General features: G+C 69.6%; 15 protein-coding genes and 1 pseudogene. 8 read left to right on the top strand and 8 right to left on the bottom strand.

Annotation, left to right across the window (positions count from 1 at the left end; all coding sequences use genetic code 11):
- Positions 1-960, bottom strand: a pseudogene (locus AC2VOK_RS07895) (AAA family ATPase); the annotation flags it as partial.
- An 81-nt stretch (positions 961-1,041) separates the two neighbouring features.
- On the opposite strand from AC2VOK_RS07895, the gene AC2VOK_RS07890 reads away from it, so the two are divergent.
- The 7 genes from AC2VOK_RS07890 to AC2VOK_RS07860 all read left to right on the top strand — a co-directional run bounded on the left by AC2VOK_RS07890 (position 1,042) and on the right by AC2VOK_RS07860 (position 6,853).
- A complete protein-coding gene (locus tag AC2VOK_RS07890; protein ID WP_421529827.1) occupies positions 1,042-1,605 on the top strand; it encodes a TIGR00730 family Rossman fold protein in 564 nt (187 codons plus the stop codon).
- 164 nt (positions 1,606-1,769) lie between these two features.
- Positions 1,770-3,563, top strand: a complete 1,794-nt coding sequence (gene fadD6, locus AC2VOK_RS07885; protein WP_428899967.1) for a long-chain-acyl-CoA synthetase FadD6 — start codon at positions 1,770-1,772, stop codon at positions 3,561-3,563.
- A 146-nt stretch (positions 3,564-3,709) separates the two neighbouring features.
- Positions 3,710-4,534, top strand: coding sequence for a dihydropteroate synthase (gene folP, locus AC2VOK_RS07880; RefSeq protein ID WP_428899973.1), 825 nt, complete (start codon positions 3,710-3,712; stop codon positions 4,532-4,534).
- Positions 4,531-5,526: a glucosyl-3-phosphoglycerate synthase gene (locus AC2VOK_RS07875; protein WP_428899966.1), complete on the top strand. Its 996-nt coding sequence runs from the start codon at positions 4,531-4,533 to the stop codon at positions 5,524-5,526. Before folP ends, AC2VOK_RS07875 begins: the two co-directional genes overlap by 4 nt.
- A 47-nt stretch (positions 5,527-5,573) precedes the next feature.
- Positions 5,574-5,930 (top strand): DivIVA domain-containing protein, encoded by a 357-nt coding sequence (locus AC2VOK_RS07870; RefSeq protein ID WP_428899965.1) that lies wholly within the window; start codon positions 5,574-5,576, stop codon positions 5,928-5,930.
- 1 nt (position 5,931) lies between these two features.
- On the top strand, positions 5,932-6,513 hold the full coding sequence (locus AC2VOK_RS07865; protein ID WP_428899964.1) for a DNA-3-methyladenine glycosylase I: 582 nt from the start codon (positions 5,932-5,934) through the stop codon (positions 6,511-6,513).
- A 166-nt stretch (positions 6,514-6,679) separates the two neighbouring features.
- Positions 6,680-6,853, top strand: a complete 174-nt coding sequence (locus AC2VOK_RS07860) for a DUF3117 domain-containing protein (protein WP_066995255.1) — start codon at positions 6,680-6,682, stop codon at positions 6,851-6,853.
- 46 nt (positions 6,854-6,899) lie between these two features.
- Here AC2VOK_RS07860 and glgA read toward each other — a convergent pair whose 3' ends face one another.
- Positions 6,900-8,066 carry a glycogen synthase gene (glgA, locus tag AC2VOK_RS07855; RefSeq protein WP_428899963.1) on the bottom strand — a complete coding sequence of 389 codons (1,167 nt, stop codon included), beginning with the start codon at positions 8,064-8,066 and terminating at the stop codon, positions 6,900-6,902.
- Positions 8,067-8,270: 204 nt separating this feature from the next.
- Here glgA and glgC point away from each other — a divergent pair, with 204 nt between their 5' ends.
- Positions 8,271-9,485, top strand: a complete 1,215-nt coding sequence (gene glgC, locus AC2VOK_RS07850; protein ID WP_428899962.1) for a glucose-1-phosphate adenylyltransferase — start codon at positions 8,271-8,273, stop codon at positions 9,483-9,485.
- A gap of 7 nt (positions 9,486-9,492) precedes the next feature.
- Here the strand turns inward: glgC and AC2VOK_RS07845 are convergent, their stop codons facing one another.
- From AC2VOK_RS07845 to AC2VOK_RS07820, 6 genes are all read right to left on the bottom strand, one after another.
- Positions 9,493-11,199 (bottom strand): CocE/NonD family hydrolase, encoded by a 1,707-nt coding sequence (locus tag AC2VOK_RS07845; RefSeq protein ID WP_428899961.1) that lies wholly within the window; start codon positions 11,197-11,199, stop codon positions 9,493-9,495.
- A 22-nt stretch (positions 11,200-11,221) separates the two neighbouring features.
- Complete coding sequence (locus AC2VOK_RS07840) at positions 11,222-11,896, bottom strand: methyltransferase family protein (protein WP_428899960.1); 675 nt, start codon at positions 11,894-11,896, stop codon at positions 11,222-11,224.
- Between the two features lie 7 nt (positions 11,897-11,903).
- On the bottom strand, positions 11,904-13,547 hold the full coding sequence (locus AC2VOK_RS07835) for an ABC transporter permease (protein WP_428899959.1): 1,644 nt from the start codon (positions 13,545-13,547) through the stop codon (positions 11,904-11,906).
- 25 nt (positions 13,548-13,572) lie between these two features.
- The gene (locus AC2VOK_RS07830) at positions 13,573-14,481 is read right to left on the bottom strand and encodes an ABC transporter ATP-binding protein (RefSeq protein WP_428899958.1); all 909 of its coding nucleotides are present in this window, start codon (positions 14,479-14,481) and stop codon (positions 13,573-13,575) included.
- Positions 14,471-15,109, bottom strand: coding sequence for a TetR/AcrR family transcriptional regulator (locus AC2VOK_RS07825; protein ID WP_428899957.1), 639 nt, complete (start codon positions 15,107-15,109; stop codon positions 14,471-14,473). The genes AC2VOK_RS07830 and AC2VOK_RS07825 overlap by 11 nt, the downstream gene beginning before the upstream one ends.
- Before the next feature lie 116 nt (positions 15,110-15,225).
- On the bottom strand, positions 15,226-15,921 hold the full coding sequence (locus AC2VOK_RS07820; RefSeq protein WP_428899956.1) for an O-methyltransferase: 696 nt from the start codon (positions 15,919-15,921) through the stop codon (positions 15,226-15,228).
- Positions 15,922-15,952: the final 31 nt, after the last annotated feature.

Genomic DNA, 15,952 nt, shown 5'->3' with positions numbered 1-15,952 from the left:
GTCCAGCGCCGAGCGGGCCAGCCGTTCACCCAGATCGAGGTCACCGAGCCGCAGGGCCTGTTCGGCGGCGGCGATCACCTCGGAAACCGGCTGCGGGGCGTCGCTGTCCAGCGCCAGGGACGCCAGCCGCAGCCGCTCGGACAGATGCCCGGGCTCACGCCGGGACAGCAACGCGACGATCTCAGTGCGCCGTCGCCGGGCACCGTCGGGTCCGAGCGCGGCTCGGGCCCGCTCGGCGAACAGCGGGTGCGCGGTGTAGACCACCGGTACGCCGCGTTCCCGCGTCTCCGCCGCGCCCCACTCCTGCGCCTGCGAGACGGCGCCCTCCCCGGCCAAAACGGTCAGGTCGGCCAGCGCCAGCGGTTCCTCGACGGCAAGGTAGTCCAGCACCGACCGCGCCCGTGCGGGCAACGCGGCGATGAACTCGTCGACCTCGACCGGGTCGGTCGGCCCGCCGGGCGCCGTGACGTCGATGCGCTCCAGCAGATCGTCGGTCCACAGCGCCGCAATGGCCTCGGGGGTGTGCGGTGCGGCGTCCGCGCGGGCGGTGACGACCAACCGGACCGTGCCGGCCAGCGCCAACTGGTAGACCAAGGTGGCCGACAGGATGTCCAGGTGGTGGGCGTCGTCGACGACCAGTAGCAGGTCCTCTCCTTCCAGCTCGCTTTCCAGTGAGGCTCTGGCCGCCCGCAGCAGCGCGGCCGGCTTGCCGATGTCGGCGATCGCGACCAGATGGCTGAAGGCCCCGAACGGCACCGCCCGCTCGCCCGGGGTGCCGGTGACCCACCGGGTGAGCAGCCTCGGGCGTCGGTGGGCGAGGCGCTCGGCGGCCAACCGCGCCAAGGTGGATTTCCCGACGCCGTCGGGCCCGAGCACGACGGCTCCGGCGCCCTGGACCAGGGCGTCGTTGCAGCGGTCCAGTGCCGCCGCGTGCCGCGGGACGTTCCAGCGAATCGGCACCGTCAGATCCTATTGCGGACGGGAGCCCGGTGGGGCCCATCGGTGGGCGCGCCGCCGGGTCGTGGTCTACCTTTGGCGGACATGGGCCCGCAAGGCAACGTGACCGGCAGATGGGCCGTCTGTGTGTACTGCGCGTCGACACCGACGCATCCCGAATTGCTCGGCCTGGCCGCCGAACTCGGCGAGGCGATCGCCGAGCGCGGCTGGACTCTGGTGTGGGGCGGCGGCCGGGTTTCGGCGATGGGGGCGGTGGCCGGCGGGGCGCGGGCCCGCGGCGGGGACACCGTCGGCGTCATCCCGCGGAATCTGATGCGCCACGAGATCGCCGACACCGACGCCGACGAGCTGATCGTCAGCGACACCATGCGCGACCGCAAGCGCACGATGGAAGATCTGGCCGACGCCTTCGTCGTCCTGCCCGGTGGTATCGGCACCCTCGACGAGCTGTTCGACGCCTGGACCACCGGCTACCTCGGGATACACGGCAAGCCGATCGTGCTGCTGGACCCGTGGGGGCATTACCAGGGGTTGTGGGGCTGGTTGTGCGGGCTGAACGACAGCGGTTATGTCTCGCAGTCGGCGATGGACCGGTTGGTGCTGGTCGACAAGGTGAGTGCCGCGATCGACGCGTGTGCGCCCGCCTGAGCCAGCGGCGACCGGTTGTGCCGGCGGGTTGGCGGTTGTGCCGACGGGTTGGATCGTCGGTCTTCGCAGCGGGCCGTCCCGGCGCGCATCGTCGCCCGATAGGCTGGCCGCCGAGCTGCACTGTTGACCGAGTTGGCCTGCGGGTAGGGAATCGAGGAATCGACGTGTCCGAACACGGCGGGCGTGCGCGCACAGCGGTCGGCCTGACCGACATCGCAGTCAGGCTGCCGGGCGTGCTGGCCGACGCGCCGGTCATCGTGCGCGGGGCGCTCACCGGGCTGCTGGCCCGACCGGGTTCGGCGAAGTCGATCGGCACGGTGTTCCAGGAGCGGGCCGCTCGCCACGGAGACCGGGTCTTTCTGCGGTTCGGCGACCAGGAAGTGACCTACCGGGACGCCAACGCGACCGCCAACCGCTACGCCGCGGTGCTGGCCGGGCGAGGCGTCGGCAGGGGCGACGTCGTCGCGATCATGCTGCGCAACTCGCCCAACACGGTGCTGGCCGCGCTGGCCACGGTCAAATGCGGTGCCGTCGCCGGCATGGTCAACTACCACCAGCGCGGCGAAGTGCTGGCGCACAGCCTCGGCCTGTTGGACGCCAAGGTGTTGATCGCGGAGACCGACCTGGTGAGCGCGGTCGCCGAGTGCGGAGCCGCCGGCAGCACCGAGATCCTCACCGTCGAAGACCTCGAGCGATACGCCGTGAGCGCTCTGGCCAGCAACCCGGCGTCCGTCTCGGCCGTGCGGGCCGGCGACCCCGCGTTCTACATCTTCACCTCCGGCACCACGGGGTTCCCCAAGGCCAGCGTGATGACGCACCTGCGGTGGCTGAAGGCGCTGGCCGCGTTCGGCGGTGTGGGGTTGCGGCTGAAAAGCTCCGACGCGCTCTACAGCTGCCTGCCGCTGTACCACAACAACGCACTGACGGTGGCGCTGTCCTCGGTGATCAACTCAGGGGCGACCCTGGTGCTGGGCTCGTCGTTTTCGTCGTCCAAGTTCTGGGACGAGGTGATCGCGGGCGGGGCCACCGCGTTCATCTACATCGGCGAGATCTGCCGGTACCTGCTCAATCAGCCGCCCAAGCCGACCGACCGTGCGCACAACATCCGGGTGATCGCGGGCAACGGGCTGCGCCCGGAGATCTGGGACGAGTTCACCAAGCGGTTCGGCATCGGCCGCGTCTGCGAGTTCTACGCCTCGAGTGAGGGCAACGCCGCGTTCATCAACGTCTTCAACGTGCCCAGGACCACCGGACTGTTCCCGATGCCGCTGGCCTACGTGGAGTACGACCCCGATACCGGCGCGCCGGTGCGCGACGAGAGCGGCCGGGTGCGCCGGGTTCCGGCCGGACAACCCGGCCTGTTGCTCAGCCCGGTCAATCGGCTGCAGCCCTTCGATGGTTACACCGACCAGGAATCCAGCGAAAAGAAGTTGGTGCGCAACGCTTTCCGCGAGGGTGACTGCTGGTTCAACTCGGGAGACGTGATGAGCCCGCAAGGCCTGGGGCATGCCGCCTTCGTGGACCGGCTCGGCGACACCTTCCGCTGGAAGGGCGAAAACGTCGCCACCACGCAGGTCGAGGCGGCGCTGGCGTGCGACGACTCCGTCGAGGATTGCACGGTGTTCGGTGTCGAGGTTCCCCACACCGGAGGGCGCGCCGGGATGGCCGCGGTCAAGCTGTTCGAGGGCGCCGAGTTCGACGGTCACGCGCTGGCCCGCGCGGTGTACGGCCGTCTTCCCGCGTACGCGCTGCCGTTGTTCGTGCGGGTGGTGGAGTCGATCGAACAGACCACGACCTTCAAGAGCCGCAAGGTCCAGTTGCGCGAGCAGGGCTACAGCTTTTCTGGCCCCGGCTCCACGGATCCGCTGTATGTGCTGGCCGGCCGCGACGAGGGGTACGTGCCGTACTACGACGAGTACCCCGACGAGGTGGCGGCAGGTGCGCGACCACGGGGTTGACGGCCCTGTTCGGCGGGCGTGACGCCACGACGCGAATCGCGCCGGAAGCCGCCCTGGCGTTACGCGCCCGAGCGGCGGCCAGGCACCATGTATACGTGCAGTCCACTCTGTGCGGCCGCCCGGTCGCAGGGGATCGTCCGCTGATCATGGCGATCGTCAACCGCACCCCGGATTCCTTCTACGACCGCGGTGCCACCTTCAGCGACGACGCCGCCAGGGACGCGGTGCACCGGGCCGTCGCCGACGGCGCCGACGTAATCGACGTGGGCGGTGTCAAGGCGGGGCCTGGTGAAACCGTCGACGCGGACACCGAGATCGCCCGGCTGGTGCCGTTCATCGAGTGGCTGCGCAGCGCCTACCCGGACCAGCTGGTCAGTGCCGACACCTGGCGCTCGGAGGTGGCCAGGGTGGCCTGCCGGGCCGGCGCGGACCTGATCAACGACACCTGGGGCGGCATCGACCCGGACCTGCCCGCAGTGGCCGCCGAGTTCGGGGCGGGCCTGGTCTGTTCGCACACCGGCGGCGCGCTGCCACGCACCCGCCCGTTCCGGGTGAACTACGGCACGTCGGACCGCGGTGTGGTGGACGACGTGATCCGTCGGGTCACCGAGGCCGCCGAGCAGGCGGTGGCGGCGGGGGTGGCCCCCGACAGGGTGCTCATCGACCCTGCCCACGACTTCGGCAAGAACACCTTCCACGGGCTGGCGCTGTTGCGCCACGTGGGCGATCTCGTGAACACGGGGTGGCCGGTGCTCATGGCTTTGAGCAACAAGGACTTCGTCGGGGAGACTCTTGGAGTGGGATTGACCGAGCGGCTCGAGGGAACACTGGCGGCGACCGCGCTGGCGGCGGCCGCGGGCGCGCGAATGTTTCGGGTGCACCAGGTCGCGGCCACCCGGCGGGTACTGGAAATGGTGGCCTCGATCCAGGGAACTCGCCCGCCGGCGCGCACGGTGAGGGGACTCGCATGACGGCATCGGAGATGGTCGCCGGCGAACTGGCCCGGCAGGGGAGAGTGTCCGGCCGGCCGGGAGACGTCTGGTTGTCCGACCGCTGGTACCGGCCCGGCTGGACCGTCGGTGAGCTGGAAGCCGCGAAGGCCGGGCGGACCATCTCGGTGGTGCTGCCGGCCCTCAACGAGCAAGACACCGTCCGATCGGTGATCGAGAGCGTCTCGCCGCTGCTCCGAGACGGCGAGGGCCTGATCGACGAACTGATCGTGCTGGACTCCGGTTCAACCGACGACACCGTGATCCGCGCCATCGCCGCGGGCGCCCGCGTCGTCAGCCGCGAACAGGCGCTCCCCGAGGTGCCGATCCGGCCCGGCAAGGGCGAGGCGCTGTGGCGCTCGCTGGCGGCCACCAGCGGCGACATCGTGGTGTTCGTCGACTCCGACCTGATCGACCCGCACCCGATGTTCGTGCCGTGGCTGGTCGGTCCGCTGCTCACCGGCGACGATGTCCAGCTGGTGAAGAGCGTCTATCGGCGGCCTCTGCAGGTCGGCGACGCGGACGGCGCCGCGGGGGATACGGGCGGCGGGCGGGTCACCGAGCTGGTGGCCCGGCCGCTGCTGGCGGCGCTGCGGCCGGAGCTGGGCTGCATCCTGCAACCGCTCGGCGGTGAGTACGCGGCGACCCGGGAACTGTTGACCTCGCTGCCGTTCGCCCCGGGCTACGGCGTGGAGATCGGCCTGCTTGTCGACACCTTCGACCGGGTGGGGCTCGGCGGGATCGCACAGGTCAATCTGGGAATACGGGCGCACCGTAACCGGCCGTTGGCCGAGCTGGGCGCGATGAGCCGCCAGGTGATCGCCACCTTGCTCTCGCGCTGCGGGATCCCCGACTCCGGGGTGGGTCTGACCCAGTTCCTCGTCGACGGTTCCGACGGTTTCGGCTTCACCCAGCGCACCTCGCCGGTGTCACTAGCCGATCGGCCGCCGATGACGACCGTCCGTCCGCGTTGATCCCCGGGCTGTCGGCGCGATACGCGCGATAGGGCAGTATCGGTCACGTGGTGTTGGTGTTGCTGTACCTGGTCGGGCTGGTGCTGGTCGCGGTTGTGCTGTTCGGCGCGGCCAGCCTGCTGTTCGGTCGCGGCGAGCAGCTGCCGCCCCTGCCGCGGGGGACGACGGCGACGGTGTTGCCCGCTTACGGTGTGACCGGCTCCGACGTCGACGCCGTCAAATTCACCCAGGTGTTGCGCGGATACAAGACCAGTGAGGTGGACTGGGTACTGGACCGCCTCGCGCGCGAGCTCGAGGCCCTGCGCGGGCAGCTCGCGGCGGCCCATGCGTCGGCTGCCGCTCCAAGAACGTGTCCCGGTCGCGATCCGGTGGAACAGGAGGGCGGCCAGGATCGTCAGGACTGAGGTGGGCGAAGACGAGCTGGTTCGCTGCGGCTGGGCTTCGGTGCGGCCCGGGTCCGATCTCGATCTGTACCGCGAATACCACGACCAGGAGTGGGGCCGCCCGGTGCGCGACGGGGTGGCGCTGTTCGAGCGGTTGAGCCTGGAGGCCTTCCAGAGCGGTCTGTCGTGGTTGGTCATCCTGCGCAAGCGCGAAAATTTCCGGCGCGCGTTCTGCGCGTTCGACGTCGAGAAGGTGGCCGGATACACCGATGCCGACGTGCGGCGGCTGCTGGCCGAACCGGGAATCGTCCGCAACCGGGCCAAGGTCGAGGCGACGATCGCCAACGCGCGCGCGGCTGCCGAGCTGGGATCTCCGGACGATCTGTCCAGGCTGCTGTGGTCGTTCGCGCCCCAGCCACGGCCACGGCCGACCGACGCCGGCCAAATCCCCTCGGCCACTGCCGAATCGAAGGCGATGGCGCACGAGCTGAAACGGCGCGGATTCCGTTTCGTGGGGCCGATCACCGCCTATGCGCTGATGCAGGCAACCGGCATGGTCGACGACCACATTCGTGCGTGCTGGGTGCCCACGTCGGGCCGCTGAGACCGGAGACCAGGGTCTTGGTGCACGTCGTGACCTCCATAGGGAACAATGGGGGGGTGATTTGGCGGTTCGATGTCGGGCGTGGCAGGAAGTTCGCCGGCGGGGCATGCTCGACGCCTACCAGGCCCGCGGAAGCGGGCCGTCCCGACTGTGGAGGGAGCACTCGATGGCGGCGATGAAGCCCCGGACCGGCGATGGTCCTTTGGAAGCGACCAAGGAGGGGCGGGGCATCGTGATGCGGGTACCACTCGAGGGAGGTGGCCGATTGGTCGTCGAGTTGACGCCCGACGAAGCCGCTGCCCTGGGCGACGAACTCAAAGGTGTCACCAGCTCCACCTGAGGTCTGCGTGGCCAAAGGTCGCCAAAGGTCCCCAAAGGCCTGGGTGCTATGCACACACCCTCTGGTAGACGTCCAGTGTCCGCGCGGCGGCGTGGGCCCAGGAAAATTCCTCGATGCAGCGCTGCCGTCCCGCCCGGCCGTAGCGCTCGGCTTTTCCTGGGTCGGCGATCAGCTCGTTGACCGCCTCGGCCAATGCGGCCCGGTATCCGCACGCGTCGTCGGGTTCGTAATGGACCAGCGAACCGGTGATGCCGTCGGTGACCACCTCGGGTATGCCGCCGACGTCGGAGGCCACCACCGCGGTCCCGCAGGCCATCGCCTCCAGGTTGACGATGCCCAGCGGCTCGTACACCGAGGGGCAGACGAAAACACTAGCGGCGGAGAGGATTTCGCGCAGATCTGCGGTGGGAAGCATCTCCTGCACCCAGAAGACACCGGAGCGGGCGCGGGCCAGTTCGGCTACCGCGCTGCGCACCTCTTCGGCCAGTTCCGGGGTGTCAGGGGCGCCGGCGCACAGGATCAGCTGTACTCCGGGGCTGAAATGGTGTGCGGCGGCGACCAGGTGGGCGACGCCCTTCTGCCGGGTGATCCTGCCGACGAAGGCCACGATCGGTCTGCTCCGGTCGACCCCGAGTTCGGCCAGCAGCGAGGCGCCGGCTGCCGCGGGACCGGCGGGATACCAGACGTCGGCGTCGACACCGTTCCGGATGACGTGCACGCGTCCGGGATCCAGTGCGGGGTAGACGCGCAGCACGTCGTCGCGCATGCCGGAACTGACCGCGATGACGGCGTCGGCGGCGAGCACCGCGGTGTGCTCCACCCAGGTCGACACCCGGTAGCCCCCGCCGAGCTGTTCGGCCTTCCACGGCCGCAGCGGCTCGAGGGAATGCGCGGTCAGCACGTGGGGGATGCCGTAGAGCAACGCGCTCAGGTGCCCGGCCAGGCCGGTGTACCAGGTATGCGAATGCACGATGGTGGCCGCCGAGGCGGCGTTGACCATCATCAGGTCCGACGACAACGTCGACAGGGCCGCATTGGCGCCCTGCAACCGGGGATCGGGCTGCTGGGCCTGTGCTCCCGGGCGAGTCGCGCCCATGCAATGCACGTCGACGTCACACAGCCGGCGCAGCTGGGCGACCAGCTCCGTGACGTGGACCCCGGCTCCGCCGTAGACCTCCGGTGGGTACTCCCGCGTCATCATCGCCACCCGCATATCGGCACCGTAGTGCGGTGAAGGCGAAACCCGCGAATCGGGCCGAGGAGCGGCCGGAGGACGCGGCCCGGCGCGGCGACGAGGCGGGGACGGTGGGCCGCGGTGCGGTCCGGGCGAGCCAAATACCTTGACGGACAGCCCGTCAGAACGGCAAAAGTCGAGGACCCCCTGGCAGGGGTTCGCAACGGCCGATAGGTTTGTGCCATGAGGGAAGCGCCACACGTGCTGGGCATTGTCCTGGCCGGCGGTGAGGGCAAGCGGCTGTATCCGCTGACCGCGGACCGGGCCAAGCCCGCAGTTCCCTTCGGCGGTGCCTACCGCCTGATCGATTTCGTGCTGTCCAATCTGGTGAATGCCCGATTCCTGCGGATCTGTGTTCTCACGCAATACAAGTCGCATTCACTCGACCGTCACATTTCGCAGAACTGGCGGTTGTCCGGCCTGGCCGGTGAGTACATCACGCCGGTGCCGGCGCAGCAGCGACTCGGCCCGCGCTGGTACACCGGCTCGGCCGATGCGATCTATCAGTCACTCAATTTGATCTACGACGAAGACCCCGACTACATCGTCGTTTTCGGCGCCGACCACGTGTACCGGATGGACCCAGAGCAGATGGTCCGGTTCCACATCGACAGCGGGGCCGGCGCGACGGTGGCCGGTATCCGCGCCCCGCGCAGCGAGGCCACCGCCTTCGGGTGTATCGACGCCGACGACTCCGGCCGCATCCGCGAGTTCGTGGAGAAGCCGCTGGACCCGCCGGGAACCCCTGACGACCCGGACTCCACGTTCGTGTCGATGGGCAACTACATCTTCACCACCAAGGTGCTCATCGACGCGATCCGCGCCGACGCCGACGACGACCACTCCGATCACGACATGGGTGGCGACATCATCCCGCGGTTGGTCAACGACGGAATGGCAGCGGTCTACGACTTCAACGACAATGAGGTGCCCGGAGCCACGGACCGCGACCGGGCCTACTGGCGCGACGTCGGGACGCTGGACGCCTTCTACGACGCACACATGGATCTGGTGTCGGTGCATCCGGTCTTCAACCTCTACAACAAGCGCTGGCCGATCCGCGGCGAGTCGGACAACCTGGCACCGGCGAAGTTCGTCAACGGCGGCTCGGCGCAGGAGTCGGTGGTGGGAGCCGGCAGCATCATCTCGGCGGCGTCGGTGCGCAACTCGGTGCTGTCGTCCAACGTCGTGGTCGACGACGGTGCGATAGTGGAGGGCAGCGTGATCATGCCGGGCGCGCGGGTGGGCCGCGGCGCGGTGGTGCGCCACGCGATACTGGACAAGAACGTCGTAGTCGGGCCCGGGGAGATGGTCGGGGTGGACCTGGACCGGGACCGGGAGCGGTTTGCGGTCAGCGCCGGTGGCGTGGTCGCGGTGGGCAAGGGCGTCTGGATCTAGCGCGGGCTCAGGGGATCTCCGGGATCAGCAGGTGTGCGTCGTGATCGGGCCCCCAGTGCAACGTGACCCGGCCGCGCGGCGAGCTGGCGTAGGCCGCCGGGAATTGGCCGGTGAGCGGGTTGCGGGGACATAGCCAACGCCCGGCGATCACCAGCCGCAGGCGCTCGCCGGCGCGGAACTGCGTCGCCGACGGTCCCAGTGCCACGTCGACCGCCACCACCTCGCCGGCGGAGACGGGTTGCGGTTGGGTGCATGCCGGCACTGGCTCCCACGGCCGCGACAGCTCGGAGTCCGGTGCGCGCAGCGACACCCGCTGCCACCCGGTGCTCACCCGATCGCGCCCGTAGCCGTAGGACCCCTCGAATCCGACGAACCGGCCCCTGAACCGGCCCCTGAACCGGCTAAAGCGCCACTTCTCCACGCCGACGAACAGGTTCGCGTCATCACAGCCATCCAGCTCGACCCACAGCCGCGCCGCCATGGGGCCGGTCAACTCGATGTCCGCAGGTATCGTCCAAGTGAACGCCGCCGCACGAGATCGGGTTTCGAATGTAACGCTGCCCGCCGTCGAAGGTTGTTCTGTGGCCAGTACCCCGGCTCCGGCCAGATACAAAGGGCGCCAGCGGGTGCGGGCCAGCGGCCATTCCGCCTCTTCGCGTACCGCGGTGACGGTGTCGCGGTCCTCGCGCACCTCGAGGCGGACACTGCGGGACTCGGGCGTGCCGTCCAGCACCCCGCGAAAGAACTCCAGTTGCTCGGCCAGCGCGGCTTCGGAGTAGAAGGTGGCCCACTTCCCGCCGCGGTGGGTGTAGAGGCGGGCGTGGCCGGAGCTGCAGTGCGTAAACGCCCGGATAGAGCCGCGGCTGTGCAGGTTGTTGTCCGAGAAGCTGCCGCACACCAGCATGGGTAGCTTGATCGTGGACAGGTCGGGCACCAGTGAGCGCCAGAACTCGTCGCGCAGCGGGTGCTCGTCTTGCATCCGTGCCAGGTCGTACGTCTGCCGAGTCGTCCGGGCGACGATGCGACCCCACAGGCGGGCAAACCCGCGTTCCGGCACGCCGCCGGGAAACATGAGGTCGCGGTACGCGTCGGTCAGGCCCTCCCACGGGCAGATCGCCCGCAGTGCCGGGGGCTGCAGGGCCGCGACGGCGTATTGGCTCATGGCCAGGTAGGACACCCCGAGCATGACGACCCGGCCGTCGCACCAGGGCTGGCCGGCGATCCACTGCACGAGGTCGTAAGTGTCCTCGGCCTCCTGGCGCGACAACAGCTTGCCGGTGCCGTCGGACCTGCCGCAGCCGCGCGCATCGGCGTTCACGACGGAGAAGCCGCGCGCGGTCCACCACGCCGGATCGGGCGCCTCCCAGCCGGTCAGCGCCGAGCACCTCACCGGCTGTGGTTGGCGCAGCATGCGGTATTGCGCCGAGAACGTCCACCTGTTGCCCCGTCGCGCCGGCAGCTTGTCCTTACCGTAGGGATGGACGCTCAGGACCACCGGCCGGGGCGCGTCACCAGCCTTTCGAATGACGTTGATCCGCAAGGTGGTTCCGTCACGGGTCGCGACCGCGACGTCACGGTCGACGACGACGTCGGCCGGCGGGTCGGTGACGGTGACGGGCGGTTTGACGAGGCGGCGGATCCGGTCCAGCGCATACCGCAGGGCGCCGGACCGCCGCCACGGCCGGTCAAGCGCGGGCGCCGGGTTTCGGGTCACGCCGATACCTTAGACCGGTCCCCTACCAGACATGAGGCAACAATCGATACCGCACCCGCTTCCGGTATTCGCTATAGCCGGCCAACTCCTGGCTGAGCAACTCTTCTTCGTCGAGGATGCGGAAGACGAGGGCCGCGATCCCCGGGATGACGAAGGCGACACCCCAGTAGGAGCCGAGCGCCAACGGCATGCCGACCATCATGATCACGTTCCCGACGTACATAGGGTGCCTGACGAACTTGTAGAGACCGCCGGAGGCCAGTCGCTGGCCTGCCTCGACTGTGACGGTGGCTGCGGCGTAGCCGTTTTCGACGATGACCAGCATGGCGACGGTCAGCCCGGCCGCGACCAGGACGTCACCGAGCACGCACAGCCACCCTGGCACGCCCGACCAGCCCATGCGATGGTCCAATGCGCTGAACGCCGCCATCAGGAAGAGGGTCACGAACGAGCCGGTGATGATGATCTTCTGGGCCGTTCGCGTCTCGGCCCGCGGCCCGGCATGCATGCGCCGCTGCAGGGCGGCGGGACGGGTCCGCGCCAGGTAGATCGTCGGCAGCAGGGACGCCGCCGTGAACACGGCCATGAAAACCCAGGCCTGCCAATAGTCGAGCGTGCCGGCCGGTACGAACAGCAGCAAGGCGAATGCGGCCAGCCCCAGAATCGAGGATGCCGTCAGCCGAATGGCGGTCTGCACTATCCTCCTAGCAACGCAGGTCGCGGCGTCGAAAAGCGATGTCGCCCAATATGATCAGGGCGCCGTCGATCGCCAGCAACCACAGCAGCGGCATCGCGGTGAAGTCGCCGCCGACGCGCGGGATGTGGGCGAAAGGCTCCAGGTCGAGCAACCATTGCGGGAACCCGGCCAGTGAACCCATCAGGTAGACGGCGACGAAGGCGACCAGCACGCCCCACGCCGCCGGTGCGAAACGGGGCGTGAGACCGAACAACCCGACCGTGACGGCGGCGAGCAGCCACACCGCCGGCAGCTGTGCCAGGGCGGTTCCGGTCACCACCGCCAGCTTGCCGCCGACGTCGCCGGCGGCGACGCCGTAGACGAGTCCGCCCACCGCGCCGCTGATCAGCATCGCCGCCGCGGATCCGGCCAGCGCGGCCACCAGATGGCTTGCCAGCCAGCCACTTCGCGACACGGCACCCGCCAGGGTCGTCTCCGCTCGCTGGCCGGACTCTTCCTGGTGCAGCCGCAAGGTCAGCGAGATGGCGAACGCGGCGGCCACCATGCCCATCATGGTGAACGCCACCGCGATGAACGCCTCCTCGAGGGCGGCGGTGCCGCCCATGCGCACCACCATGTCGTGCGCCAGCTGGCTGCCGCCCAGCTCGTCGCCGATGCCGTGCACCACGCTGCCCATCAACAGGCCGTAGAGGCACAGCCCGGCCGTCCACAGCAGCAGCGAGCCGCGGTCCAGCCGCCATGCCAGCCCGAAGGCGTTGCCCAACTCCGGTGCCGCGGATCCGGGACCGGCGCGCTCGTCCAGCAGTCCGGCGCCGACGTCGCGCGCGGCGAGCAGTCGATACGCCACCGCTGTGAGCACCGTCGCCGCCGCCAGGTGCAGCGCCAACACCCACCAGTGATCGCCCGCATACGGCCTGACCTGCAGCGACCAACCCAGCGGCGACAGCCACGACAGTGTGCCGTCACCGGCATCGCCCATGGCGCGCACCGTGAACGCGGCCGCCAGCACGGCGAACGCGGCACCGCGCGCGAACCGCGCGCTCGACGACAGCTGCGCGGCCACCGCGGCCACGGCGGTGAACACCACGCCGGAGCCGGCCAGCGCCGCCCCGAACGCGAGCGACCCGCCGGCCGGCACGGCGGTGGCGAGCAGGCCGGCCGCACCGATCGCGCCGGTGGCCACGGATGCCCCGAACGACAGCAGCAGCGCCGCGCTCAGGCTGGCGTAGCGGCCCACCGCGGTCGAGTCGACCAACTCGGTGCGGCCCGTCTCCTCGTCGGCGCGGGTGTGCCTGATCACCGTGAGGATGACGGCCACCCCGATCAGCACGTGGAACATCCCCGCCTTCCAGATGCCGACCGCGCCGAGGCTGTCGTTGTAGACCTGTCCGTAGAGTGCCCGCTGGGCCGGGCTGGCCATGATGGAGGCCGCGAGTGCGGCGCGGGCGGCCTGGGTGGGGTAGACCTTCTCGATGCTGCCGATGTAGACCGTGGCCAACGGCACGGACAACAGCAGCACCCACAGCGGCAGGGAGACCCGGTCGCGGCGCACATAGAGCCGCAGCATTCCCAGCGTGCCGGCGAATTTCGAAAAGCGTTGCGGTGCCCGGTGCGTTGCGGGATGTGGCCGGTCCACGGTGGCGGTGCCCATCACGCCGAAACCTCCGCGGTGCCCATCACGCCGAAACCTCCGCGGTGTTGTAGTGGCGCAGGAAGAGCTCCTCGAGCGTCGGCGGCTGGCTGATCAGGCTGCGCACGCCGGCGTGGCCGAGCGCCCGGATGAGTTCGCCGAGGCTTTCGCTGTCGACCTGGGCGCGCACCGTGTTGCCCTCGACGATGACGTCCTCGACTCCCCGGATCCGGGTCAGATCGCCGGGATCGCCTGTCATTTCGGCCCTGATCGAGGTGCGGCTGAGGTGGCGCAGGGAGGCCAGGGACCCGCTCTCGACGGTTCTGCCGGCCCGGATGATCGTGACGCGTTCGCACAGTGCTTCCGTTTCGGCCAGGATGTGGCTGGACAGCAGGACCGTCACCCCGCGGTCGCGGGCTTCGCCGACGCACTGCTGGAACACGTTCTCCATCAACGGGTCCAGGCCGCTGCTCGGCTCGTCCAGCAGCAGCAACTCGGCGTGCGACGAGAGGGCTGAGATCAGGGACACCTTCTGGCGGTTACCCTTGGAGTAGGTGCGGGCCTTCTTGTGGGGGTCGAGGTCGAACCGCTCGATCAGCTCCGCGCGGCGCTTCCCGTCGATGCCACCGCGCATCCGGGCCAGCAGGTCGATGGTCTCGCCGCCCGTCAGCGAGGGCCACAACGTGACATCGCCCGGCACATAGGCGATCCGGCGGTGCAAGTCGACGGCCCCGGTCCACGGGTCACCGCCCAGCAACCGCGCGCTGCCGCCGTCGGACTTCACCAGGCCCAGCAGGATGCGGATGGTGGTTGACTTGCCTGCGCCGTTGGGGCCGAGAAAGCCGTGCACCTCGCCCGCCCGCACCGTGAGATCCAGGCCGTCCAGCGCCCGCACCGCGCCGAAGTGTTTGCTCAGCCCACGGATTTCGATGGGCGCAACCTGCTCAACCGGCATGGGATTCTCCTTCTTCAGCTGCGGACAGAAATGCGTCGTACATGGTGCGATCGGCCATCAGTCCCTCGGTGTAGATCTCCAGCGCGGGCAGCATCATGTCGCGGGCGTAGTCGCGTAGCACGGCACGCAGATCCGTTGGGGTGTCGTGCATTTGCAGATACAACATGAATCCGCCGCCCCCGGTGACCGACAGGTATCTCGCCCTGGCCCGGGGATCGCGGCTTCCCTTGAGCACTCCCGACCGCACGCCCTCGTCCAGGTAGCTCTCGGTATTGTCGATCATCTTGCGCCACAGTGTCTTTGCCAGGTCGCCTCCGGCCTGCATGCTGCGCACCAGGTAGGCCATCAACGGCGCGTAGGACTCGATCTCGGCCATCTGCGCGAACCACGAGGCCGGATCGGGGGACCGCATCGCCTCCAGCTTGCCGCTGCGGATCTCTTCGGCGAGGTAGTCGTCGCACGCCTTGCGCAGCCCGTCCTTGGAGCCGAAGTGGTGGATGACAAGGGCGGCGCTGACGCCGGCCGCTTCGGCGATCGCGCGCAGGCCCACGCCGAACCCGTGCTCGCCGAACTGCGCTATGGCCGCGTCACGAATCCGGGCGGCGGCGGTCAGATCGGCTGAACGCATGTTCAGGAGACTAAACGCGCGTTCAGCCCGGCGTCAAGGTCAAGGAGGCGCGGCGAGAAGACGCAAAAGCCCCGCACGCTCGGCGTGTCGGGGGCTTTTGCGTCCGGTGGCGGAAATTAGTCGCGGACGGCGGCCAGCAGCCCGTCACCCAGAGGCACCAGTGCGGGGGTGAGCCGCTCGTCCTCGGCGATGAGCCGCGCCGCCTCGCGGACCGCCACCACCTCGGGGTCGCGTGCCGAGGGGTCGCCGGCCCGCCCTCCCAGGGCCGCTCGATGCACGACGATGACGCCGCCGGAGCGCAGCAAGCGCACCCCCTCGACCACGTAGTGGGGCTGGTCTATCGGGTCGGCGTCGATGAACACCAGGTCATAGGACTCGTCGGCGAGTCGGGTGAGGACCTCTTGGGCGCGACCGCTGATCAGCCGGGTGCGTGACTGCCCCACGCCGGCCTCGGAGAACGCCTGCTTGGCCAGTCGCAGATATTCGGGCTCGATGTCGATCGTGGTCAGCACGCCGTCATCGCCCATGCCCGAGAGCAGCCACAGTCCGCTCACCCCCGCGCCGGTGCCGACTTCGGCGACCGCCCTGCCGCCGCCGAGTTTGGCCAGCAGGCTCAACAGCGCGCCGACCGCGGGTGTCACCGCGCCCGCACCGATGTCCACGGCGCGCTCGCGGGCGGCGGCCAGGATCGCGTCTTCCGTGATCGAATCCTCGGCGTGCGCGAACAGCGACTCGGCCCGGCCCGGGGCCGGCTGGTCGGAGCTGACCGCGGGCTGGTCGGAGGTGACGGGGCTGCTACCGGTGCCGTCCATGTCCGCAGCGTATGCCGAATCCGTGGCGCAG

This window comes from Mycobacterium sp. TH-M116, assembly GCF_057473685.1.
This window is presented reverse-complemented; position numbering and strand designations above follow the sequence as displayed.